A 24119-nucleotide genomic window follows, 5' to 3' on the forward strand; every position below is an offset into this window, starting at 1 on the left:
GTGATTGGGAGGATGAAGTCCAGTTTGAGGATACGGATTCACTATACGCTCCGGTCGCTGCTTGTTGCGGCTCTCGCCGCTTATATCATGCATCTGAATGCTTCAGATGCGCTCGAATATTACCTAGCGCCTCATATGCAGACCCTGCTGCTTCTCTGCCCGGTTCCGTTGTTGTTCATTGCATTCGGGATGATGTGGCATTCCCTTGCGGGCGATTCCGGAGAGGTATGTGATTGCGAGCATCCCCTGCCTGCCGGCCTTGTCAAAAACGTAACGGTATACGGGTTATTCACGGTGCCGCTGCTGTTTGGCCTGCTCCTGCCGGACCAAGCCCTGGGCAGCGATATGGCAGCCAAAAAAGGAATGATCTACACCTATCCGAATCCCGATGTACGGCGTAAGACCGATGACCGCAACACCTCCGCCTTTTCAGGCACGGATAAGCGATTACCCGGCATGGATCAAGAAACAGAAAAAAATATCGCATTGAACGAACGATTCGTTGCCAAGGACATCTATAGTGTGGAGTTTGCAGAGCTTGCCAGGCGCTTATATACGCTGCCCGTCATTAAGGTGGAACCGGACATTTTCTCGGAAACCGTCGGGGCCATGGATATGTACAAAGAGCATTTTCAAGGAAAAACCATCTCGGTGCAAGGGTTCGTCTTCCGCGACGGACAGATGAATGAGGATACCTTTGCCGTTAGCCGATTCCTCGTGATGTGCTGCACGGCAGACGCCGTACCGTTCGGGGTTCTTGTGCGCGGCACGAATGCTGCGTCGTTCGCTGATGATACGTGGGTCCAGATTGATGGCACGATCCAGGTCGCCACCTTGAATGGTAAAGAGACGCTGCAAATTCAAGCGAAGCGGATTCAGCCGATCGAGCAGCCGGCATCCCCGTACATTTTCACGAATCCGGACTCCGTCGCGGAGTTTGACGAGCTGTATTCGAATGATAACAAGACCAAGGAGGAAATCAATTAATGAACAAGATACCCGTTGTATTGATTAGCGGATTTTTGGGAAGCGGCAAAACCACGCTGCTGCTCAGACTGCTGGAATATGCCGCCAAGCGCCAGTGGAGAACCGCCGTGCTTATGAATGAGATGGGCGAACAAGATGTGGATGGCGATACGGTCTCCGGCGAAATCCCCGATCTTCCGATTGAGAAGCTGCTCGACGGATGCATCTGCTGCACCAGGCGAGACGAGCTGGGTCAAGCATTGCAAACCCTGTTAGATCAGAAGCCGGATCTCATATTCATCGAAACGACCGGCGTGGCGAATCCTGAACAGATTCTTGAGGATCTGCAGGATCCGTCCCTGGCTGACCGAATCTCAATCCAGCGCAAAATTGCCTTGGCCGACTGCAGGAAATTTCTCGAGTACAACAGCTTCTTTGCATCCAGTCGTGAACTGGTGCGTACCCTGCGGGGACAAATCAGCTTCGCGGATATGATCATCCTTAACAAGGCGGGGGACTGCGACGATAAACAGATCAACAAAGTCACGACCTCCATTAGAAAAATAAACACGACGGCAAGTCTGTCCGTAACCGACTACAGCCGTTTGGATGAAAATGAAGTGTTTTCGACGCTTCAGCTTCAGCCTCAGCTTGAGCCCTCTAATGACCCGAGCCATTCGTTTCCAACTTCGCAATGGAAGCCAGGAGCTCTTGCGGATCTTACGCAAGACCAACCGTTGACTAATGATCACAGCAAGCATGCGCACCACCAGCCAGGGAGATCTGCCAATGACCATTCTAGCCATCTGCACGGAGAAGAGTCCGGACACAGCAGCACATCCTTCACGGGCATGGATACCTTGACCTTATCTGCTCCATCCCCCTTCCCGCTTCAGTTGAGCGCGATCGAGACGTTTCTCGCTGCACTTGGCTCCAGCCTGATTCGGGCCAAAGGTTACATCCATCTCTCGACGGGGCCCTCTCTAGTTCAGTGGGCGGGTTCAGAGCTTGAATGTAAGCCAAGCACGCTGCAGCTGCAACGCGGATATCTTACGCTGATTGGCCATCGTCTGGATAAAAAACGCATGGTTCAAGAGTGGGAAGGCTTGCTCAGTGGCGTGGTGCAATGACAGCTGGATGGTTTGACAGACAGAGATATAGAAAAGGAGATCCTCGCAGGATCTCCTTTTTCGTTATCATTCTGATTAGTCCCTGGGATAATTCACTTCCATAATGTCCATAAAGGGAACCTTCGTAATGACGCCATTCTCTTTCATGTGCACCTTCCCTGTGCGGGAGTCCATTTGATCGATTTGTCCGCGGACTGCCTCTTCCCATCCCCAGACCGTCAGTACGATGACCGATTCTTCCTGGTAAGCTTCCGTAAGCTGATTTCCGAGCTCTTCCAGTACAAACTCATCTCTCGTGGGTCTCTTTGGAACTTTTGCTTTTGCCATAACCTTGTCCTCCTGATTTATGTTGTTCATGCATTAGCATTACATTCTCCATGAAAACAAATCTTTCTTCAAACCTATGAATTAGGAATCTACTTCCTATTATACATGAAATCCGATTCAGTTTTTTATACAAAAGACTTGATTTTCAGAAAACAAAGGTATATGATTGACCCATCAAACATTGATGAGTCAATGAATTGAAGGGGGTCTTTATCATCGCTACGTGCCATACGGAAGACCTGCTGTACTTGCTGATGCATTTAAACAAGCATATTTCGACCCGGTTTGAACGCTGTGCTGGAGTTAGTCCCAATCGGCTCGAACTCCTATGCAAACTGACGGGGGGCCAAATTAGCCAATCGGATTTGCAGAAGGCCGTGTCTATTGATCCAGCTGCGGTGACCCGTCATGTTCAGCAGTTGGAAGCGGAAGGAATACTTCTCCGAACCAGATGTGAGAATGACAACCGGATTACGTTGGTTCAGCTAACTGAAGTGGGCAAAAGTAAAGTAGCAGCGTTTAAGGCGGAGAAAGATCGCTTTATGGAGGAACTGCAGGCAGACCTCACGGAATCAGAACGACTTGCGTTTGTTCAAACTCTACAGAAGCTGAACAGCCAGATTCAACTAATGAAAGAACCAAGTAAGACCAATTAACTTATAGAGATTAAAGGAGAGAATATCATGACTGTAACTTCCCTAAACAATAATTATAAAGAAATTATTACTTCCCGTCGCTCTGTGCGGGTATACGACCCATCGGTCAAAATCAGCCGTGAAGAAATGACTGAAATTTTGGAAGAAGCGACTTTGGCTCCGTCATCCGTTAATCTTCAGCCTTGGAGATTTCTTGTCGTTGATAGCCCCGAAGGTAAAGCGACGCTTGAAGAGCTTGCACCAGGGAACAAAACGCAAGTTTCAACTTCCTCCGCTGTCATTGCTGTATTTGGAGATATGAACGCATTCGACAATGCAGATGAAATTATGGGTAGCGCCGTGGAACGCGGTTATCTGCCACAAGAGATTAAAGATCAGATGATGGCAAACTATACCGATCTCTTCGCACGTATTCCGGCACAGTCTTTCCGTGAAATGATCCTTATAGATAGCGGCTTGGTTTCCATGCAGCTTATGCTTTCTGCTCGTGCCCGTGGATATGACACGAACCCCATTGGCGGATACGACAAATCCCGAATTGCAGAGGCATTTGGTATGGAGAAAGAACGTTATGTGCCGGTAATGCTCATCTCTGTAGGTAAAGCTGCCAAAGAAGCGCGTTTGACGACCCGTCTTCCTATTGATCGTATTGCAGAGTGGAAGTGAGGTCATAGCGATGATTATTATTCATGCAGAAATGAAAGTAAACCGTGAACTAGAGGCAGAATTTCTGGATTCCGTAAAAGAACTTATCGAGGCATCCCGCGCGGAACAAGGAAATGAATCGTATAAGCTGCTTAAAGATACGGAGCAGGATAACACGTATCTCATGGTTGAGCAGTGGAAAGACCAGGAAGCTGTGGGACTCCATAATGCGAGCAGCCATTTTCAGGCATTTGTAGCTAAAGCTCCAAAATACCTGACAGCTCCGCTAAATGTCCAAGCATATGCTGGCCAACCGATAAACAAATAATGAACAGACTGCAGTCACGTTTAAAAAGCCAACTCGTTCAGACGAGTTTGGCTTTTTTTATTAAATGGATATATCCCTATTTTCCTCGGATTCTATCTTATAAACTCTCCCATAAAAAAGTCCCCTTTAAGTAAACTGTATCGTCTGTAGCGTCTTCTTCTGCACAGTCTACTCAAAGGAGAACATATCCTAAACCTTACATCGATAGCTCTTCGATAGCCATCCATGGCAGCGGATTGTTAAAGGTCGACCAATCCAGCTGCATTTCCTGATCAGTCAACAAACATTCGTCCAGCTCCCGCTCGATTCGTGACTGCTCCATCTGTATCCCGATCATCACAAGCTCGGTCATCCGATCTCCCCAGACGCCATCCCATTTTCGCTGCACATCCGGCTCACTCTGAAGCAGCTCCTGCTGCTCCTGCTCGGTTAAAGCAGCCACCCAATAACCTGCAGGCCCAAACTGAATGGAAGGTCCCGCCTGACTTAGACTTGCCGCAACATCCTCACGCACAGCCAGCCAAGCGATCCCTTTCGCGCGTACGACCTCTTCCGGCCAATCACTCATGAAATCAGCCAGCCGCTCCGGATGGAACGGTCTTCTTCTCCGATAAACAAAAGAGCTGATGCCGTATTCATCCGTTTCCGGCACATGCTCTTCCTTCTGAAGCTCCTGAATCCAGCCGGGGGACTGACTGGCTTTTTCAAAATCGAATAAACCGGTATTCAGAATTTCCGCAGGGGCGACTTGTCCCTTCACAGTACGTATGATTTTTGCGCTGGGCTGAAGCTTACGAAGTATGCCTTCCACCTTGGCCAATTCGTCTTCGCTTACCAAATCGCATTTGTTCAATAGGAGTACATCACACATTTCGATCTGGTCAATCAACAGATCCACGACTTCCCGTGTATCCTCTTCGCCCAGCGCTTCCTTCCGATCTAGCAGGCTTTGACCCGAAGAGAAATCTTTCCAGAAACGGTTCGCATCCACAACCGTCACCATACAATCCAGCCGGGCTAGGTCGGACAACTGGACGCCGGACACCTCATCCGGATAGACAAAGGTCTGCGCAACCGGCACGGGCTCGCTAATCCCCGTCGATTCAATGAGAATATAATCAAACCGGTTCTCCTGTACCAGCTTCTGAACTTCCTGTACCAGATCTTCCCGGAGCGTGCAGCAGATGCAGCCGTTAGACATTTCAACCAGCTTCTCATCCGTTCGGGACAGGCTTCCTTCCCCTCGAACCAAATCCGCATCAATATTCACTTCGCTCATGTCATTTACAATGACCGCAACCTTCAATCCATCACGATTATGAAGCACATGATTTAGGACCGTCGTCTTGCCTGATCCGAGGTACCCGCTGAACACTGTGACAGGAATCCTATTGTTACTATTCATCTATTGAACTTCCTCCATTCCTTAATCGTAATCATTACGATTTATACGGTATGATATTATCTCTCCTCACTTAAATTGTCAATGCTTCCATTCAAAAATATCTGATAAACATAATAATCCCCCAGCATTCATTCACCGGAGTTTCTCTTATGATCTAAGATCACAGCGAATGCATTCTACAGGTGCAGCATGGGATTAAGCTTCAATTTGCCTTGTTATGCGCAGTTTAGAATGCCGCATTCATGAAATCATCTCATAAATATCCCTTTACAGGAATATTCCCATGGTGGTATATTGTAATCAATCGTTGGTTAATCTTCAATAAGGAGGGATACGATATGAGCCAAGAAGTAATTTCGTTCATCGAAAACCTTAGTCTGCCTTGGCAAGTAGAAGTCAGCAAAAAGCTTCGACTTATGGTCCTTGAAGCCATTCCGGAGGTAGAAGAACGGATTCAGTACAAAAAACCGCATTTTCTAAAAAACGGACATTATGCGGCCGTGATTTCGCCATCCAAAGATGCAATTGCCTTTATGATCATGAACACAACTAATCTAGACGTCCCGAAACATTTCGAAGGTCCGCCCGAACGGAAATGGCTTAAAATTCGAAAAGATGATACTCCGGACTTTGAACTGCTAGCCGATCTATTAGTTCAAGCATCAAGTTCGTTGTAGTAACAAGATCGGGGGTAAGGTCATATGAAACAGACAACGTTGAACGCACTAGCCGAGCCTAACCGATTACAGATTGTTGAACTGTTACGAGAAGGTCCTTTAACCGTTAATCAGATTGCTGAACGTCTTCATATCCGGCAACCTCAGACTTCCAAACATTTAAAAATATTGCATGAAGCAGGACTGGTCGAAGTTCAGGCGGAGGCTAATCGACGAATCTATAGACTACGATCTGAACCGCTTCAAGAAATGGACGAATGGTTGGATTCGTTCCGCGGTATTTGGGAAAAGCGCTTTGATCAGCTTGAGGATTATTTGGAAAAATTACAAAAGAAAAGGTAGCAGCCGCTACCCTTCTTTTTAGGAGGAATTCAAATGACCGAGCAAAGCAAACAAGGTTTACTTCTGTCACGTGTTTTCAATGCCCCCAGGGAACTGGTTTTTAAAGTTTGGATCGACCCTGAACACTTCGGCAAATGGTGGGGGCCTCAAGGATATTCCTTAGAAGTTATCACAATGGATGTACGTCCTGGTGGCATGTTCTTAGGTTGTCAGAAGTCTCCGGATGGAAACCAAACCATGTGGGGGAAATTTGTATATCAGGAAGTTATCGTTCCTGAGAAACTGGTATTCATTCAATCATTCTCTGATGAGGAAGGCAACACTATACGTGCACCTTTTAACGCAAACTGGCCGCTTGAAATTATAAATATCATCACGCTTGAAGAAATCGATGGAAAAACCACGCTTACCATGCAGGGAGGCCCTGTCAACGCAACTGCAGAAGAACAAGCAGCATTTGATGGAATGGCTCCGATGGTGAAACAAGGATTTGGCGGAACTTTTGATCAACTCGCGCAATACCTTGAAAGCCAGCAATAATTACATGAATCAAGGAAGCGCAAACCAGCGGCGGCGAACCTATTGGCTCGCCGTTTTTTTAATGCTTCAGAACTCCTGCACCTTTGCTCGAAAAACCCCCTGCCCGATCGTCTTGCTAATGCATTCGCATGCATGTTCGAGATATTACAGCTTCTGTGCGACTGGTTGCTCCGCTGCCTGTCCATCATCTTTATGCTCAGGCAGCTCGCCGTCTTTCCAGACGACCTGTTCGCCGTAATCTTTTCCCCAATCGTACATCAGCTTCAAGATCGGCATTAGGCTCTCCCCGTAAGGCGTGAGCGAATATTCGACACGAGGTGGAACCTCGGGGTAAACCACACGATGAACGAGCTGATCCTCCTCCAATTCCCGGAGCTGGTTGGTCAGCATTTTTTGCGTGATATGAGGAATCATTCGATTCAGCTCACCGAAGCGCTTTACGCCCTCTAAACCAAGATGCCATAGGATGATCAGCTTCCATTTGCCGCCGATGACCGCCAGGGTTAACTCCTTATGGCAGTTTATTTCCTTCAGATTGATTCGCTGTTTGACTTCACTTGCCATAATGCATCACCCCTTCTTCCCTACAGTATACAACGGTCGCGGTTATATCATCAAAGCGGCAACTTTACCCACACCTTGACCTCTTATTCCAAATTGGCGTGCAGCCCAAACATATTTTCCGAGTGAAGTTCCTTCATCTCCATCAATCTCAAGATAACGGCATCCAAGGCGATCAGCATCGTTTGCTCAAATAAAGAGGCCATCGGTTGAACGGTGACAAGAGATCCTTGATTCTGCTCCTTCGTTGTGCCCGGTAGCCGAACGATCGCATCCGAAAGCTTACCGATACGTGATTCGGGATTCACGGTGACCACCGCTACGGCAGAGCCTATACCCTTGGCCTTCTGAGCCATAGACACCAAGCTCTGCGTTTCTCCGGAGCCTGAACCGATAAGTAGCAAATCCCGCGCGCCGATGGCCGGAGTTACCGTATCGCCCACGACATGAACCTTATACCCCATCTGCATTAATCGCATGGCAAAAGCTCGGATCATTAGACCGGATCTGCCGCCCCCCGCTAAGAAAATGGCATCGGATTGCACGATCCGTGTAATCAATTCCTCAATCTGATCAGCATTGATCTGCTGCACGGATGCCGATATCTCCTTGGCAATGTCCGCTGCATGTTGAAATATCTTTTGACTCATCGTAACTTAGACCTGCTTAACAAGCTGGTTCATCTGGGCCGCAACCGTTTTTTTATCGGATTGACCTGTGATTCCCCCTCCGACAATCACGAGATCAGGATTCGCTTGGATCACCTCAGGGAGCGTCTCCATTTTGATTCCTCCCGCAACCGCCGTCTTGGCGTGCTTCACGACACGTTTGATCGCAGCCAATTCCTCGAATGAATTCTTGCCTTCCGCTTGGTGGTCGTAGCCGGAATGAACGCAAATGTAATCCACGCCCAAAGCGTCAATCTCCACTGCTCTACTCTCAATGTCCTTCACATTGATCATATCGACCATCACTTGCTTACCTTGCTTGAGGGCTTCCGCTACCGCGCCTTTGATCGTAGCATCGTCGGATACACCTAACACCGTAATAATGTCCGCGCCGGCTTCGGATGCCTTCGCCACTTCATAACCGCCCGCATCCATAATTTTCAGATCGGCCAGCACACGCAGCTGCGGGAAAGCCTCTTTAATTGCTTTTACGGCATGAAGTCCTTCGTTAATGACAACCGGTGTTCCGATCTCCACGATGTCGATAAACTCGGCTACCTCAGCCACCACTTGTTTTGCTTCAGGAATATTTACTAAATCCAATGCCAATTGAAGTTCCATATTGTTATTCTCTCCTTATGAACGTATTGGTTAATGACTACGCCCATTGTAGAGCAGATAGTTTACTTTCCGGAAGTACGTACTTAGAAGTGAGATACTTACGTGGAAGTAAGTAATACGGCGGGACAAGGGTTTATGGGCTCCGTTTAATTAGCAATGCATACTGCTCCAAGACGCTGGTAAAAAACAATTAAGCCCATTTATTCACTTTTCGGCTCGCATTCGGCTGTGGTTTAATATAGTTGTCAGGCCGGACAAAATGATCGGAAAGGAGGCTGAACGAATTGATTCAGAATATGGAGGTGGCATCCGCATAAGCGGGTGTCACGTTTAGGGGAGCCCGTTATAGGGCTCCCTTTCATTTACAATCCGATAGCATTGGAGAAATGATTATGTCACATACATCTGAACCAGCCGTTATTATTGTCACTGGTGTCATGGCTTCCGGTAAATCGACGGTAGCCCAGCTGCTGGCCGAGAAATTTGAACGCGGAGTCCACTTGAGGGGAGACGCGTTTCGGAGAATGATTATCAAGGGCAGGGAAGAAATGCTTCCGGATGCTTCAGACGAAGCAAAACGGCAGCTTGCCCTGCGCTACAGATTATCGGCCTCCACTGCCAGAACCTATGCTGAAGCGGGTTTTCATGTCGTCCTCCAGGACGTCATTCTCGGCCCCGCGCTGCTGCAAATAACCGAAATGCTAAACGGCCTTCCCGTTTACGTCGTTGTGCTGAACCCATCTGAGAATGCCATCAGCGCACGCGAGCAGATTCGTAACAAAAAAGGCTACGGGGTATGGACCATCCATGAGCTGAACCGGCGTTTGAACGACGAAACGCCGAGAATCGGCATGTGGCTGGATACCTCCGATTTATCTCCGGAAGAGACCGCCCAAGAGATTTGGAAGCGGATATGGAACGAGGGGCAGATCCGCTAACATAAACCCGGTATCATTCATGACAAGAATTCCTGGTAAAAAACAATTATGCCTGTTTATTCACTTTAGTCCTGCAGCCGGCCGTGGTTTAATATAGATGTCCGGCTGGACCAAATGATCGGAAAGGAGGCTGAACGAATTGATTCAGAATATGGAGGTGACATCTGCGTAAGCGGATGTCACGTTAAGGGGAGCCCTCTATAGGGCTCCCCTTCATTTCATTTTACTCATAGATCACAGCTTTGATCTCGTCGCTATCGATATTATTTTTGTCATACCAGTAAAATCCCGTATCGATCTGCGGTTCAACCTTCTCCCCTTTGATGGCCGCCACGGCGGCTTTTACCGTCTCATATCCGATGCCGACCGGATTCTGCGTGATGGCTCCCGCCATCGTTCCATTCTTGATTGCGTCAATCTGCGCTTTTCCGGAATCGAACCCGACCACGATAATCTGACCTTCCTTCTTCATCTCCGTTACCGCATTAATGACCCCGACGGCCGAACCCTCATTCGCCCCGAATATCCCTTTCAAATCCGGATGCGCCTGCATCATCGCTTTGGCCAAGTCCGTCGACTTCAAGTGATCCCCGCCTCCGTACTGGATGTCAACGATTTCGATATTCGGGTACTTCTCTTCGATCTGCTTCTTGAAGCCGTCACGGCGGCTAACCCCGGTCACGCTGGTCTGGTCATGGACCACCATGGCGATTTTGCCTTCATTCCCGATGAGCTCAGCCATTTTATCCGCCGCAAGCGCGGATGCAGCCATATTGTCCGTCGATGCCGTCGTTACCGGAATGTCGCTTTCCACGCCCGAATCGAAGGCGATGATCGGAATGTTGTTTTCCTGGGCTTTTTTCAGATAAGGAATGGAGGCCTGGCTATCCAGTGCAGCAAAACCGATCGCGCTTGGTTTCTTATCGAGTGCTGCCTGCAGCATTTCGATCTGCTTATCCACCTGGGATTCCGTCTCTGGTCCTTCAAAGGTAATCTTTACGCCAAGCTCTTCCCCTGCCTGCTCGGCACCGGTTTTTACCGCCTGCCAGAACTGATGCTGAAAGCCTTTGGAAATGATCGGAATATAGATTTCCCCTTCGGCAGCCGAACCGGAGCCTGAGCCGGATCCGCCCTCGCTTGGACTGTCGGTTCCTGAAGCGCTCTTGCCCGATGAACCGCAAGCCGCCAGCAGGCTTGCAGTCAGCATGAGAATCAGAGCCAATACGGAAAGCTTTTTCATAATCTCCATCTCCCCTTGTTTATCAAAATAGTACATCTATAGAACTTCCATCCAAGGAAGCTTCTATCCAGATTAAGCTAGCACACGGCTAACCGAGCGCGGATCGCAGTTCTAGCAGAGGACTTACGCTTTGCGTCTGCGCAAAATATCCGCATACACCGCGAGTATAATGACAAATCCTACGACAACGGTTTGCCACTCCTGCGGCACGGACAGAATACGTAATCCATTCGTCAGCACGCTCATGATCAATGCGCCGATGACCGTGCCGATGATGGTACCCTTCCCGCCGCTGAGCGAAGTCCCCCCGATTACGACCGCCGCGATGGCTTCCAGCTCATAACCGGCCCCCAGCGCCGGGTTCGCCGAGTTCAGCCTCGATGCCATCATGACACCCGCCAAACCGGTAAAGGCGCCGGTTAAGGTGTAAATGACGATTTTCCAGAATCCCACATTAACACCCGACAATCGGGTCGCCTCTTCGTTGCTGCCTAGCGCAAAGTTATACCGGCCGATGATGGTCTTCGATAAGATGAGGTAGCCCACAACCGCCGCGATGAAGAAAATAACGACCGCATTCGGAATATCGAGGCCCGGTATCAGCCAGCCCAGCACGCTGCCTTGGGACACCTCGGCAAAGCTTTCGGCGTCGTTGAAATAGACCGGCTTGGCTCCGGAGATAATCAGTGCCAGTCCTTTAGCGATCATCATCATCGCCAGCGTTGCGATGAAAGGCGGGATCTTCATCTTCGCCACCGCCGTACCGGATAGAAGCCCGCATAGCGCGCCCGTCAATATCCCCCCAAGAATGCCGACCGGAACCGGCAATCCCCAGAAGGTGATGCAGACGCCGGTCATAACGCCGCTAAGTGTCATGACCGTTCCGACAGACAGATCAATACCGCCGGTAATGATGACAAAGGTAGATCCTAAGGCAAGAACGCCGATCACCGCGGTCGAGAGAAGAATGCCCACGATATTGGAGAATTGAAAGAAATTGCTGGATGAGAATGTAAAGAATAGTATGAGAACAACCAAGCTGGCTAAGGCCAGCACTTGCTGAAGTGCGCCCGATTTGATTTGAATGTTCATCTGTTTACTCCTCCTAACGTGTATGGATAACGGCTTACATCCTTGCTGTAGCCAGATGCATAATGCTTTCTTGGGTCGCCTCTGCTTGATCCAGCTCGCCCGTAATCCGGCCTTCACACATCACGAGAACCCGATGACTCATCCGTAAAATTTCAGGCAGCTCTGAGGAGATCATAATGATCGATTTACCCTGTGCCGTAAGATCGTTCAGCAGGCGATAGATTTCGCTCTTGGCCCCTACATCGATCCCGCGCGTCGGTTCATCGAAGATCAGAATGTCGCAATCGCGGGCCAGCCATTTGCCGATAACGACTTTCTGCTGATTACCGCCGGAGAGGAATTTGACCTCTTGGTCCACATGCGGTGTTTTGACCTTCAATCGTTCGACCATATCCTCCGCCTGCTTGCGAATCCTGGTCGTATTCATCCAGCCGGCTGGGCCCAGAAAGTTACGGTATGAGGCGATAGCCACATTGCTCTTCACATCCAGATCGACGACACATCCATAGCGCTTGCGATCCTCGGATAAATAACCGATCCCTTGGCGCACCGCATCATGGGGGCCCTTGATCGTTATCTTGCGGCCATGAACATGAATCTCGCCGGATTGTATGCGGTCGGCACCAAAGATCGCTCGGGCAAGCTCTGTCCGCCCCGCACCAACCAGGCCTGCAATGCCAAGGATTTCTCCCTTTTTCAGAGTGAAGTTAATGTCCTTCAAAGTTCGGCCTTGATTCAGTCCTTTAACCTCCAATACCGTCTCACGTTCACCTGCGCTCTTCTTCGGTTTCGAGGTCTCGTAGATCTGACGGCCAACCATTTTGGAAATAATGTCCTGTGTGGTGACTTCATCCGTTGAAACCGTATCGATATACTGTCCGTCACGCATCACCGTAATGCGATCCGTAATTCGCTTGATCTCATCCATCCGATGGGAAATGTAAACGATTCCAACTCCGCCTTCTCGAAGCTGACGAATGATGCGGAACAAATCCTCAATCTCGGTTTCGCTTAAAGCTGCAGTAGGCTCATCCATGACCAGCACGTCGGCGTTATAAGACAATGCCTTGGCAATCTCCACCATCTGCTGCTTGGCAACCGTTAGTTCCGAAACCTTGATGGATGGATCCATGTCCAGCCCCATCCGCTCGAACAGTTCCTTCACCTGCCGATTTAGCGCCTGATTGTCCAGAAACAACTTGAGCTTTCTGCGCGGCTCCCGCCCGATGAATATGTTCTGAGCAACCGTCAGATCAGGCGCCAAGTTCAGTTCCTGATGGATCATGCTGATCCCGGCGTCTTGAGCCGCTTTCGGATTCGTTAACTCAACGGGCTGCCCTTTGTACCTGATCGTACCTTCGTCCTTCTGGTATACGCCGGTCAATATTTTCATCATCGTTGACTTGCCGGCGCCGTTCTCACCCATTAGCGCATGGACTTCACCGCGCAGCAGCTCGAATCGGCAATGATTTAATGCAAGCACGCCCGGAAATTCCTTCGTGATTCCTTCCATTTGTATCAATACTTCGCTCAAAGACCCTCACCTCTCTAGCTGGCACCATTTATGAATCATTGTACAAATCGGTCTCCGATGGAGGAATGGAATATTCTCTGATCCATGTTGAATAATCTATGATCTGTTAACAGGCTCCCCCCATAAAGGAAGAAGCTACTCTTCCACAAAGGGAAAGAGCAGCTTCTGGTTCTCCTCGGTATACATATTGTCTTTGTTGATGACAACGGAATCGGTGTACACGTTGCGTAACACCTTGTCTCCTTCGATGATGGATATAGCTGTTTTGATGCCCAAATAGCCGATGTTGAAGGGCTTCTGAACAATGGTGGATTGAAGAACCCCCTCTTCGAGCAGCTTGACTTCCTTCACCGAGCTGTCGAATCCGACCAGCTTAACCTTGCCCGCCAGCCCCAGTTCTCGGATCGCTCTTCCTGCCCCGACTGTAGAAGGCTCATTCAGCCCCACGATTCCATTCAGGTCAGGCCTTTCCAACAGCAGTTTCTTCGTGATGTCATAGGCACGCTCCTCCTTGCCCTCGCTGTAGTAAGTGCCCACGATTTCCGTGCCGCTGCGCTGCTCCAGAATGCTTCGAACCCCTTGTTCCCTTTCGATCTGCGTCGAGGCCCCCCGTACGAAACTGATAATGGCGACCTCCGCATTTGCGGAGAGCAACGAAGAAAGCTCCTTGCCTGCCTTCTGTCCGGCATTCACATTGTCGGTCGCGATCAAGCTCTGCGCGTAATCGCCGTTCACCGCGGAATCAATCATGATAAGCGGAATGTCAGCCTTGCGAATGGACTCCGCTACAGGAACTAGGCGGTTATAATCACCTGCTGCCATAACAATCGCATCCGGCTTCTGCTTGATAGCTTCCTCCAGCAATTGAATCTGCAAGTCCACTTCGATTTCCTGAGTCGGTCCTACCACCGAGACATCCACACCGAATTCACGAGAAGCCGTGTTCACCCCTTCAATCAGTACACGCCAGAATTCAATCTCATCCAGCGCTTTAACACCCACGATGATCCTCTTGGGTCCGGGTTCTTCCTTGGACCACTGAAGGGCGATATAACCCAGGATGAATACCGGAATCAGCAGCAGTAAAACATATCGCAGTCTCATGTACGACTTCATGGCACATCCCCCTCCATGCTCCGCCATTCATCCGGATGAACGGCCGGAATAAGCACCGTGACGTTTGTCCCCGCTCCGGGCTCGCTCGTATAGCGAAGACCATATTCCGCTCCAAAATATAACTGAATCCGCTGATGGACATTCGCTATCCCAACGCTGTTTCTCGAATGTTGGCTCCCTGTAGAGATTAATAATGTCTCAACCTTGGACCGATCCATGCCGATGCCGTCATCCATGACTTGAAACCGAATCCGATCATCCTGAAGTCTCCCCGTAATCGTGATCGTGCCCGGCCCTTCCTTGTTCTTGATGCCATGATAAATGGCATTCTCCACCAGAGGCTGCAGCAGCACCTTCAACGTCAGATAAGGATAAAGCTCGCGGTCCATATCCAGAGTAAACCGGATTTTATCCTGGTATCGCATTTGTTGTATTTTTAAATAATTCGTTATATGTTCCACCTCGGTAGCAATCGGGATCATTTCCCTCCCTTTGCTGAGCGAAGCTCGAAACAGCCTTGCTAGAGCCGATGTCATCAGAATCACCTCATCATGCTTTTTGCTCTCGGCCATCCATATAATGGAATCCAGCGTATTGTAGAGGAAATGGGGATTGATTTGGGCTTGCAGGGCATTCAATTCGCTTTTCCTCTTAATTTCCTGTTCTATCACGATCTGGTCCATCAATTCCTTGACCTTCAGCACCATCACATTGAAGCTGCGGGCCAAGCCGGAGATTTCCCTGGAATGCCCCACAGGAACCCGGATATCGAAATTTCCCTTCTCCACTTCCGTCATCTTTTCCTGGAGCTTCTTGATGGGACGCGTGAGGTTGCGGGAGATAACGACGGAGAACAGCACGCCGACGCCAAGACATAACAATCCCGCTATAGCAAAAGAAAGCTGCATCTGCTTCTTATTGTCCACCAGCTCATTCTCGTAAAAAACGCCGACGATTTTCCAGCCGAAATCCGTGTCCTTGATGCTGTAAATCCGGCTTGCTCCGCCCTCCTTCACGACAAAACCTCCTTGCTTGTCCTGAAGCACCTGCTCTAATCTCTCCGTCTTCAAATTGCTGTAGAGCAGCTGCTGCTGCGGGTGATACACAATCCGGCCTTGACGGTCAATCACAAACACGTAACCCCGGTTCCCCAGGTCGAGCTTGCTGAGCATATCGTTAATCACCTTGAAGTTGAGATCGATCAACAGGATGCCGAGCCCGTTAGAAGAGTTCACGCCGCTAAGCTCGCGGCTTAGTGATACAACCCAGCGGTACTCTCCCTTAATAACCGGCTGTACATGCGACGAGGAGATCACTGTCTGTCCCTTGTTTTCCTTCGCCTGCCGATACCAGGGCTGCTCCGATAACACAATATAAGGATTCAATTCAGCGTCCGCCCGATCGGAGATAAAGGTGCCGCCGGCTCCAAAAATGTTAATCGACGCAATATCTTTGCGCGAAACCCGAATCGAGTGGAAATATTCCGATATCTTCGCTTTCAACATAGCCAGTTCCGCAGGCTGCAGTTCATCTGCCGAGGCGAGGTATTCCCTCACGTTCGGGTTGTTCATCGTCGCCAGCGAGATGTCCTTCATCCCGGTGATGTAAGTTTGGATATTCGCATTCACTTGATTGATCAGCTCGGAGGTATAACTCTCCGCCGTTTCGCGAACAGCCGATTCGGACAGCCGGTAGGAGATGAAGATCAACAGCAGCGCCGTAAATAATACAAGCATCATGAATGAGCTGGCAATGCGGGACTGAATGCTTTTGATCCGCTGCGGAGCCATCATGGCCTTACCCCGCCTGACGTCATTTTATTCCGGTACTCCGTCGGGGTATCTCCGGTATGTTTCTTAAACAGCACGCTAAAATATTGAGGATCCTGATAACCGGTTTTCGCCGCTATTTCATAAGTTTTCAACAAGGAATGCTTCAGAAGTTCCTTCGCTTTCTCCATGCGGACTTCCGTTACGTATTCAACGAAGGTCTTCCCGGTATGCGACTTGAACAAGGCGCTGAAATAACTCGTGCTCATGAAGATCCGGCTGCATACGGTCTTAATCGATAACTCGGCATCCTCATAATGCTGCTGGATGAAATCGACCGCCTCCAGCATCTGGGTGCGGGTAATATCCTTTCTCGCCTTGGCAACGTCCCTTAACGCCTGCTCGCACACCTCGTTTAACCAGCGTTCGATCTCCTCCAAGGACCGAAAAGAATACAGATCGGACAGCAGCCTCTTCTCCTTGCCGATCAGCTCGTTTCCATTGCTGCCGATTTCCATCAAAGTTTGAAGCACGGCAAGCATGACCCGAAGAACCCGCACGTAACAGAGCTCGATTGAAATTGAAGCGCTTCCAAGTTCACTGATCAGCCGCCGGATGCACACCTTTACCTCTAAGTCCGTACCGGCCCGAATTGCGGAGATTAGCGCTGACTCGGTTTCAATCCCATCCTGGAGAGGAGCGTCCCCCCGCTTTTCAAGATCCGTGATATGAACCACCTGATCGCGGCCGATCAGGAGCCGGTATTCCAGTGCAGCTTCCGAAGCCCTGCAGGAATAACGGATATCCTGAAGCTCGCGGCAAATCGTTCCGATGCCGAGCGTGACCGTGAATTTCATGAACTGCTTTGTAGATCCGCGAATGTCCTCCGCCAGCTCCTGCGCCCGAGCGTGCAGCTCCTCCTCGCCGGAGCCCGACAGGATGGTCATAACTTTGTTCTCCTTGTACCTAAAAATAGCTGTACCGGGCTCACCTGCCAAAATCTCCTGCATGATATTGTATAAAGCAAATGCATACAGCTCATTATCGACATGCTGTTCATCCGTACGAAGCTCATCCATATCCGCTGCCATCGCGATATAAAGCGGCCCCGGAAGCCGGATATCAAAATATGCAAGCTTGCTCTCGATCTCGGATCGCTTCATCGGCGATGACGCCAGACGTTCAAGAAATCGTTCCTTAAGCAGAACCAAACTCTCATTCAACTGTTGCTTGAGCCTTTTCAGGTGCTCCGTATGTCCGCGCTCCTCATCCATTTCCAGCTTGAGTTTACCAAGCATCTCCCTTAACTCCGCTGACGTAACCGGTTTCAAAATAAAATCCGTGACTTGCAGCTTCACCGCCTGCTGGGCATATTCGAAATCGTCAAACCCGGTAAGGATGATGATCTTTGTCTTGGGAAAACGTTCCGTAATATGGCGTGACAACTCCAGGCCATCCATGTACGGCATGTTGATATCCGTTAACACCACATCGGGTTGATGGCGGGTTACAGCCTCCAGTGCATCCCTGCCGTTCTCGCAATCCCCGATGCACTCAAAGCCATGATCTGCCCACTGAATCCGGTTTCGGATTCCTTCTCTTACAATCGGTTCGTCGTCCACAATAAGAATCGTATACAATCAAAGCCTCCCCCGTTCAAAAGCAATTCCCATTTGCTTAGGTTATATCGTGTTACGAGGTCAATATACAGGAAAAGCCCTTTGGCAGGCAACTGCCAAAGGGCTCCATGAGTTTATATTTAATTACGGGTGTTCATCCACGTAATGAAATTGTTCACCACGATATCGAGAAAACCGATTGTCGGCTCATGAATCAGCTTGCCGGACTCATCCAGCTTCTCATGTACCGCCCCGATGTATACCTCATTGTTAGGGAGCAGCGGCGAAGTAATGCCGACAGAAAACAGAATATCCCGGAGATGCTCCTGAGCTCTCACCGTTCCAAGCTGTCCCATCGACGCCCCCATGATCCATGAAGGCTTCCCGTTCATAACCTTATCAACGCGCGATAACCAATCAAGCGCGTTCTTGAGCACGCCCGGTATGGAGTAATTATACTCCGGCGTGATCCACAACACCGCATCAGCGGCAGCAATCCGCTCCTTGAAATCCTTGACGGCCGCAGGAGGGTCCAGCTCAATGTCTTGATCGTAAAACGGAAGATCGCGCAGCCCCAAAATTTCAAACGTGATCTGATCCGAGTAGCGCTGCTTCAAATATTCCGCCAGTTTCATATTGTACGACTCTTTTCTAATGCTTCCTACAACGATTGCAACGTTCATAATACCCTCCAGTTCTATGCTTTCTGCGCACATTTCAATTCCATTTTTTCACAACTAATATTCAGCCTAACACCATATTTTACCAATGTCAAAATATCGTTTGTTCTACTTCATCAACGAGAGCAGTTTACACACATTGCGCTCCATGTCTTCTCTCTGTTCAGGCGGTACATATTGGAGCAAAGCCAGTGCGGCATAAGGCACTTTGATGGCATGCGGATCTTCATACCGTTTGCTCCAATAGGCTGAATCCGTAATCGACGCACCTTCGGCAGCTTCAACTCCCTGATTCGAAAGCAATTGTGGCTTTAAACGGTTGAGTTTCATCTGCAGACGGTGATTGCTTTGACCAAGCTTGGCAAGCTGAGCGTATCCGAGCCGCTCCAGCTCAATGAGTGCGTGTGCGTGGGTAACGCCATGCTCAAGCTCACCGGCAAAAAAATAATATTTGCCATCAACGTGCTGATCAGGCAGCACGAGTTCCAGCTCGGAAAGTGCACGACGTGCCAAATCGGATGCATTCCGGTACGGCGGTATTTCCGAAAGTGAGATTTCCGCGAGATCCAGCTGCGTATAATCCTCAATGCCATAATACCTAGCAAGCTTGTGTTCTACTGCTGCATCTTCCATCAGCTTAAGAATGCCTCGCACGATAGACGGCGTCAGTAAGTCCGGACGGTCCCGTAATGCTTTCAGTCCCAAGACGGCCAGGGTTACCCCGTGTCCGGAGGTGCTCAGATTCGTCAGGTTAGGCAGCAGTCCTTCAATGAGTTGATTCATTAATTCAGGCTGCGCAGGCTCGGGAGGATAGGGTTCAAACCAATCTTCATGCTGATTACGCAAATGCAGGCAATTGGCGGCCAGGCCCTGCAGTACATCTTGCGGCAAATCAAACTCCTTCTGCATGTAATAAGCCGCCAAATACGCCCCGCCAACATGTCCTTCAAACCAGCCAACCTCGCCGCCGCGGCTCAAGGCCGTAAGACCATCCTCCAAATACCGGTCACTAATGACCGAATTCACCTCCTTCCCTTCGATTGCACTCGGCAGATTCAGCCTGGCTGCAATGTCTTTGGGCAAGCTTGTTATTTTCATTCGGATGCTGTAACCATACATTCTGAAATGCAAACCATCCTCGTTATCTGAAACCATCATCCGCCGATCCAGAGTGGAGCGAACCCGGTCCAGAAACCGTTCGTCCGTTACTCCGTAAGTGATCTCCAAGGATGGTGGCAGCGCATTCATGGCGATCGGAATCCATTTGCGCTTTGTTGATACAACAACGGCATGAGCCGTTCCTCCAATGGCAAAAGCGAATTGCTCCGACTCCTTGGCGATTGTTAATCCGAGCGTCCGCTTCATCCATAATCTTGCGGCTACCGGATCCTCCACAGGCAATCCCACCTCCCGCAAGTACAGGATGCCATAGGTGCCGTTCGGCGCAAGCACCCCTTCCTTCAGATCTTCATGTGCGATAAACTCAAGCAAATTCCCATCGCCATCCTTGAAGTATACGTTCACGCCGGAATCAAAGCGCTCAACCACTTCACCGTCAGGCCATTTCAACAAAGGTAGCTGCTCTGCAAGCTTCTGGACCATGGATTCAAACTGCGAATAAGGCACTTCAAACGCGATATGAGCAGGAGCTATAGGTTCATACGCTTCTTCAAAAGCGAGCGTGAAATCCGGTGTAGGCTGAAATACGATCTCCACCTCGCTTTCACTGGCTACCGGGAAATGAAGTAACCCGTGGTAGAATTGTTTCACACCCTGAATGGATACCGTCTTTAATTTCAGACCGGCAAAATGAGTGATCATGAGATCTCAACCTCCTCTTTACCGCTGATCTTCTTGACCAGTTCCATAAAGATGGACAGCGCCTCTTTAGCCCGATAATCCAGTACAATCTTGCCTTTTGCCGCTTCGGATTCGTAAATGGTTCGCTGAGAACCGCCAATGGATATCCATTCCGGACTATTGATCCCGTGCAAATTACGGATGGTAGCCTGCATTTGCTGCAGTGAACTCACGCCGACCGCCCCTCCCGCAGAGCTTACCGAAAGAACCGGTTTACCTGAGAAATGCATCTGTCCCAAATGATCCAATGCGTTCTTCAAGACTCCGCTCATCCCTCCGTGGTACTCTGGTGTCGTCAAAATAATGCCATCCGCCTCCATCAACAGACGCTGCAGCTCGCGCACGCCATCATGGCGGTTGAATATCTCGTCTGGTGAATAGAAAGGAAGCGGTGTTTCATACAGATTAAACAGCTTCACTTCCACGAACAACGTATTCATTTGCGCTTCGAGGGCTTTGGCCAGAACGGTACTTGTGGCTTCCTTGCGATTGCTGCCAGCTATAATCACGATTTTCATAGTACTTCCTCCCTTATGGGTATCAAAGTTTTGTTAAGTACATTGTAGAGGAGGCAAGCCATGGAAATCGTCAACATTTAGAGTGATTTTACAAGCAAAAGCTCTCATGCCTTCGGCTGAGAGCTTCTACAACTATAGTCTTAGATATGATCATTATGTACGGCAAATACAGCAATCCTTATACGATGCCATGCTTGAGCGCATAAATGGCCGCCTGAGTCCGGTCCGCAACCCCCAGCTTATCGAGCAGATGGCTGACATGGGTTTTAACTGTCTTCTCGGTAATATAAAGCGCTTCGCTGATTTCCCTGTTGTTCATGCCCGATGCAATCAGCTGTAATACTTCCTGCTCCCGGCGGGTAAGTTTATCCACCTGCGCAGTCTCTTCCTGATGGCCGGACCCGCCGGTCTCATCCGTCCCCGCCGGTGAAGTAACATGCGTCATGAGCAGGCCTGCCGCATCCGGATGCAGTTCAACTTGGCCTTCATACACGCGTCTGATCGCAGCCACCAGATCCTCAGGCTCAATATCCTTAAGGAGATAGCCGCGTGCGCCCGCCCGAATGGCTGGCAGCACATGGTCATAATCGATAAACGAGGTCAGCACGATGACTTTAATATGAGGCTGTTCTTTTTTTAACCGTGCGGTCGTATCGATTCCATTGAGAATCGGCATATTCAGATCCATTAACACGACATCGGGATTCAGCTGATTGGCCTTCTCTAACGTTTCCTCGCCATTCGCGGCTTCGCCAACCATCTCGATATCCGGCTGCGTAGCCAGAAAAACCTGCAATCCCCGTCGTACCATGGCATGATCGTCAGCGATCAACAATCGGATCATCGGTGATCCCCCTATTCTCTATTGATCTCACCCTTAAGGGCAGCGAAACCTCAATAATGGTTCCCTCTCTGTACACACTGTATAGACGGAATTGTCCTCCGAGCGATTCCGCCCGTTCCCGCATGCTGGACAACCCAATCGAATGTCTTGTCAGCTCGTTCAATCGTTGCTTGGAAATCCCGCGGCCATGATCTTCGATCCTGAGTTCAACTTCATTTTCCCGCGGGGTTAATACGACCGTTACTTCCTTCGTATCCGCATGCTTGCTTACATTATTCAGCGCCTCTTGACCGATCCTCCACAATGTTTCTTCCACGATCCGGGGCAGGTCCCGTATCCCGTTGATATGTGAGCTTACATGAAGTTTCAATCGTTCGCCGTATTGTTTCAGGCCTGTCATAAGCCCTTCTTCAAGTCCGGGTGGGCGAAGCTGCATGATCAGCTCCCGCATTTCCTTAAGCGCGCTTTGCGACAGGACCTGTATATCATGGATGGTGTCCTGCAGCATACTTGTCTGCTCATGCGGCTCTGCGGCAAGCATTCCCCGCACTCCCTTGGACATCATGACCAGCGAGAACAGGGTTTGGCTTACCGAGTCGTGCAGGTCCCGGGCGAGACGATTTCGTTCATCCATTCTTGCGAGCTCCCGCCGGTTTTGCTCCAGACGGATGCGTTGAAGGGTCATGCCAATATGTTCAGCCAGTGCCTCGATCACCTCGATATCTGCCCGGTACGAATCGCCGTAATGATCGAACCCTACTAAAAGCAGTCCAAATGAGGTGTCCCCGGCAGCCGCCAGCGGAACCGCAACCGCTCGGGAGATGGAGGATATCCATCCCTGTTCAACCAAAAGATCTGCAAGCCGCTGTGCGTCTTCTGCACTGACCGGGTGCGAATTGACCTCTCCCTTGCCAGAACGGGTTCGTGCGGCTTCAGCAAGCGGAAATTTGGCATGGGGCAGCGTCGTCTGCCCTCTGCTGTAGAGGGCACGCAGCGTCACTTCGCTGCCGATAGGCTCCAGCAATGCGGCAACCGGCCAGTCAAAGTAACGGCCCATTAAACTCATGACTTGCTTCGTTAATTCAGCCCGGTTAACCGCTTGGGAAGCATAAGCACCGAGTGCGCTGCTATATTCCCCAAGCCGGGCAAACAAATCCGCTCGGCGCTGCTCGGCTGCGTATAGCCGCATGCGCTCAATGGCGCTGCCGATTTGGTAGGCAACCGATTCCAGCAGCGCCAGTTCCTCTTTGGTGAAATGCAGTTTCCCGGGTGCAGCCACATTTAGTACGCCGAACCTGCGGCTGCCGGATCGCAGCGGAACGGTTGCATGGTGGGTTATGCCTTCCGTATCCCCCCACTGGTAACGAACGGCGTTATCCAGACGTTTGCAATTCAATATGTTCACGGCATTTTTCAGACGTCCGTCATCGTAACGCTCCAGGCACCAGCAGCTGCCGCATCTCATAGGTTCGTTGTCGTTCCGGCTCAGGGCAGGCGGCAAATTCCGGCTGGCTACGAATTCATGCGTTCCCCGATCTTCCACCAGGAACAGCCAACCGGTCGTAAGTCCGGTCAGCTCCAGCAGCTTGGTAATAACAACGTCCAGCATGGGGCCAAGCTCATTGGACTCGTTCAATGTTTCTGCGATCGTCTTCAGCGTAATTAACTCCTGAATATGCGGATCGTGATTGGACATACACGAAAGCTCCTTCTTTTTTTGCATTCTGAAGTAACTATATTATATAATCCTGTCACGTACCATCAAAATGCCTATGGAACCCTTCGGACGTTTCTCAATTCATTCACCCCATGAATTTTGGTAAAAAACAATTAATATTGTTTTATCTCTTGCAAATTCCCACCTACATATGGCTTAATATAGAAGTCGGGGCCGACGAAATGAGCTGAAAGGAGGCTGATTGCAATGATTCAGATCCGTGAGGTGGTATTCGCGTAAAGCGAATATCCGTTAAAATGGGAGCCCGCTGCGGGCTCCCTATATCTATTTTTAAATCCAACAACTCAAAAAATCCAAAAAAAACC

Annotated in this window: 25 protein-coding genes; 9 read left to right on the plus strand and 16 right to left on the minus strand. The window is 49.8% G+C overall.

The features are described from left to right. The first annotated feature begins 12 nt into the window (after positions 1-12). Both BJP58_RS06990 and BJP58_RS06995 read left to right on the plus strand, forming a co-directional pair. Positions 13-987 (plus strand): TIGR03943 family putative permease subunit, encoded by a 975-nt coding sequence (locus tag BJP58_RS06990; RefSeq protein ID WP_194543363.1) that lies wholly within the window; start codon positions 13-15, stop codon positions 985-987. Then, complete coding sequence (locus BJP58_RS06995) at positions 987-2096, plus strand: CobW family GTP-binding protein (RefSeq protein WP_194543364.1); 1110 nt, start codon at positions 987-989, stop codon at positions 2094-2096. The genes BJP58_RS06990 and BJP58_RS06995 overlap by 1 nt, the downstream gene beginning before the upstream one ends. Before the next feature lie 75 nt (positions 2097-2171). On the opposite strand, the gene BJP58_RS07000 is transcribed toward BJP58_RS06995, so the two are convergent. Then, the gene (locus BJP58_RS07000) at positions 2172-2423 is read right to left on the minus strand and encodes a YolD-like family protein (protein WP_113061102.1); all 252 of its coding nucleotides are present in this window, start codon (positions 2421-2423) and stop codon (positions 2172-2174) included. A 197-nt stretch (positions 2424-2620) separates the two neighbouring features. On the opposite strand from BJP58_RS07000, the gene BJP58_RS07005 reads away from it, so the two are divergent. From BJP58_RS07005 to BJP58_RS07015, 3 genes are read left to right on the plus strand one after another with little or no spacing between them, the layout of a single operon-like run. Next, positions 2621-3079 (plus strand): MarR family winged helix-turn-helix transcriptional regulator, encoded by a 459-nt coding sequence (locus BJP58_RS07005; RefSeq protein WP_194543365.1) that lies wholly within the window; start codon positions 2621-2623, stop codon positions 3077-3079. A 27-nt stretch (positions 3080-3106) separates the two neighbouring features. Continuing rightward, positions 3107-3745 carry a nitroreductase family protein gene (locus BJP58_RS07010; RefSeq protein ID WP_071220352.1) on the plus strand — a complete coding sequence of 213 codons (639 nt, stop codon included), beginning with the start codon at positions 3107-3109 and terminating at the stop codon, positions 3743-3745. 10 nt (positions 3746-3755) lie between these two features. After that, on the plus strand, positions 3756-4052 hold the full coding sequence (locus tag BJP58_RS07015; protein WP_194543366.1) for a putative quinol monooxygenase: 297 nt from the start codon (positions 3756-3758) through the stop codon (positions 4050-4052). A gap of 196 nt (positions 4053-4248) precedes the next feature. Here the strand turns inward: BJP58_RS07015 and BJP58_RS07020 are convergent, their stop codons facing one another. Continuing rightward, positions 4249-5457, minus strand: a complete 1209-nt coding sequence (locus BJP58_RS07020; protein ID WP_194543367.1) for a GTP-binding protein — start codon at positions 5455-5457, stop codon at positions 4249-4251. 338 nt (positions 5458-5795) lie between these two features. Between BJP58_RS07020 and BJP58_RS07025 the strand changes: the two genes are divergently transcribed. Genes BJP58_RS07025 through BJP58_RS07035 form a run of 3 tightly spaced genes read left to right on the plus strand, consistent with a single transcriptional unit; the run spans position 5796 to position 7016 of the window. Beyond that, the gene (locus tag BJP58_RS07025; RefSeq protein WP_194543368.1) at positions 5796-6134 is read left to right on the plus strand and encodes a DUF1801 domain-containing protein; all 339 of its coding nucleotides are present in this window, start codon (positions 5796-5798) and stop codon (positions 6132-6134) included. Between the two features lie 24 nt (positions 6135-6158). Further along, positions 6159-6476 (plus strand): ArsR/SmtB family transcription factor, encoded by a 318-nt coding sequence (locus BJP58_RS07030; RefSeq protein WP_194543369.1) that lies wholly within the window; start codon positions 6159-6161, stop codon positions 6474-6476. Between the two features lie 33 nt (positions 6477-6509). After that, positions 6510-7016 (plus strand): SRPBCC family protein, encoded by a 507-nt coding sequence (locus tag BJP58_RS07035; RefSeq protein ID WP_194543370.1) that lies wholly within the window; start codon positions 6510-6512, stop codon positions 7014-7016. Between the two features lie 144 nt (positions 7017-7160). Here BJP58_RS07035 and BJP58_RS07040 read toward each other — a convergent pair whose 3' ends face one another. From BJP58_RS07040 to hxlA, 3 genes are all read right to left on the minus strand, one after another. After that, on the minus strand, positions 7161-7580 hold the full coding sequence (locus BJP58_RS07040) for a winged helix-turn-helix transcriptional regulator (protein WP_194543371.1): 420 nt from the start codon (positions 7578-7580) through the stop codon (positions 7161-7163). An 83-nt stretch (positions 7581-7663) separates the two neighbouring features. Beyond that, entirely contained in the window at positions 7664-8227 is a 564-nt protein-coding gene (gene hxlB / locus BJP58_RS07045; protein ID WP_194543372.1) for a 6-phospho-3-hexuloisomerase, read from the minus strand. Between the two features lie 6 nt (positions 8228-8233). Then, complete coding sequence (gene hxlA, locus BJP58_RS07050; protein WP_194543373.1) at positions 8234-8866, minus strand: 3-hexulose-6-phosphate synthase; 633 nt, start codon at positions 8864-8866, stop codon at positions 8234-8236. Positions 8867-9258: 392 nt separating this feature from the next. On the opposite strand from hxlA, the gene BJP58_RS07055 reads away from it, so the two are divergent. Beyond that, positions 9259-9804, plus strand: a complete 546-nt coding sequence (locus BJP58_RS07055) for an AAA family ATPase (RefSeq protein WP_194543374.1) — start codon at positions 9259-9261, stop codon at positions 9802-9804. 223 nt (positions 9805-10027) lie between these two features. On the opposite strand, the gene BJP58_RS07060 is transcribed toward BJP58_RS07055, so the two are convergent. The 11 genes from BJP58_RS07060 to BJP58_RS07110 form a co-directional block, all read right to left on the minus strand. Further along, entirely contained in the window at positions 10028-11053 is a 1026-nt protein-coding gene (locus BJP58_RS07060; RefSeq protein WP_071220498.1) for an ABC transporter substrate-binding protein, read from the minus strand. Positions 11054-11167: 114 nt separating this feature from the next. Continuing rightward, positions 11168-12136 (minus strand): ABC transporter permease, encoded by a 969-nt coding sequence (locus BJP58_RS07065; protein ID WP_071220346.1) that lies wholly within the window; start codon positions 12134-12136, stop codon positions 11168-11170. 34 nt (positions 12137-12170) lie between these two features. After that, complete coding sequence (locus BJP58_RS07070; protein WP_194543375.1) at positions 12171-13670, minus strand: sugar ABC transporter ATP-binding protein; 1500 nt, start codon at positions 13668-13670, stop codon at positions 12171-12173. Positions 13671-13805: 135 nt separating this feature from the next. Beyond that, complete coding sequence (locus BJP58_RS07075) at positions 13806-14786, minus strand: substrate-binding domain-containing protein (RefSeq protein ID WP_194543376.1); 981 nt, start codon at positions 14784-14786, stop codon at positions 13806-13808. Next, complete coding sequence (locus BJP58_RS07080; protein WP_194543377.1) at positions 14783-16579, minus strand: cache domain-containing sensor histidine kinase; 1797 nt, start codon at positions 16577-16579, stop codon at positions 14783-14785. Before BJP58_RS07080 ends, BJP58_RS07075 begins: the two co-directional genes overlap by 4 nt. Continuing rightward, positions 16576-18195, minus strand: coding sequence for a response regulator transcription factor (locus BJP58_RS07085; protein WP_194543378.1), 1620 nt, complete (start codon positions 18193-18195; stop codon positions 16576-16578). Before BJP58_RS07085 ends, BJP58_RS07080 begins: the two co-directional genes overlap by 4 nt. A 119-nt stretch (positions 18196-18314) precedes the next feature. After that, positions 18315-18857: an NADPH-dependent FMN reductase gene (locus BJP58_RS07090; protein WP_194543379.1), complete on the minus strand. Its 543-nt coding sequence runs from the start codon at positions 18855-18857 to the stop codon at positions 18315-18317. A 105-nt stretch (positions 18858-18962) separates the two neighbouring features. Further along, positions 18963-20675, minus strand: a complete 1713-nt coding sequence (locus BJP58_RS07095) for a VOC family protein (RefSeq protein ID WP_194543380.1) — start codon at positions 20673-20675, stop codon at positions 18963-18965. Continuing rightward, complete coding sequence (locus tag BJP58_RS07100; RefSeq protein WP_194543381.1) at positions 20672-21232, minus strand: NADPH-dependent FMN reductase; 561 nt, start codon at positions 21230-21232, stop codon at positions 20672-20674. Before BJP58_RS07100 ends, BJP58_RS07095 begins: the two co-directional genes overlap by 4 nt. A 178-nt stretch (positions 21233-21410) precedes the next feature. After that, a complete protein-coding gene (locus BJP58_RS07105; protein ID WP_071220338.1) occupies positions 21411-22076 on the minus strand; it encodes a response regulator in 666 nt (221 codons plus the stop codon). After that, positions 22054-23772 carry a GAF domain-containing sensor histidine kinase gene (locus BJP58_RS07110; RefSeq protein WP_194543382.1) on the minus strand — a complete coding sequence of 573 codons (1719 nt, stop codon included), beginning with the start codon at positions 23770-23772 and terminating at the stop codon, positions 22054-22056. Before BJP58_RS07110 ends, BJP58_RS07105 begins: the two co-directional genes overlap by 23 nt. Positions 23773-24119 lie beyond the last annotated feature (347 nt).

Origin of the sequence: Paenibacillus sp. JZ16 (assembly GCF_015326965.1) — a bacterium.
Taxonomy (GTDB): Bacteria; Bacillota; Bacilli; order Paenibacillales; family Paenibacillaceae; genus Paenibacillus_AQ.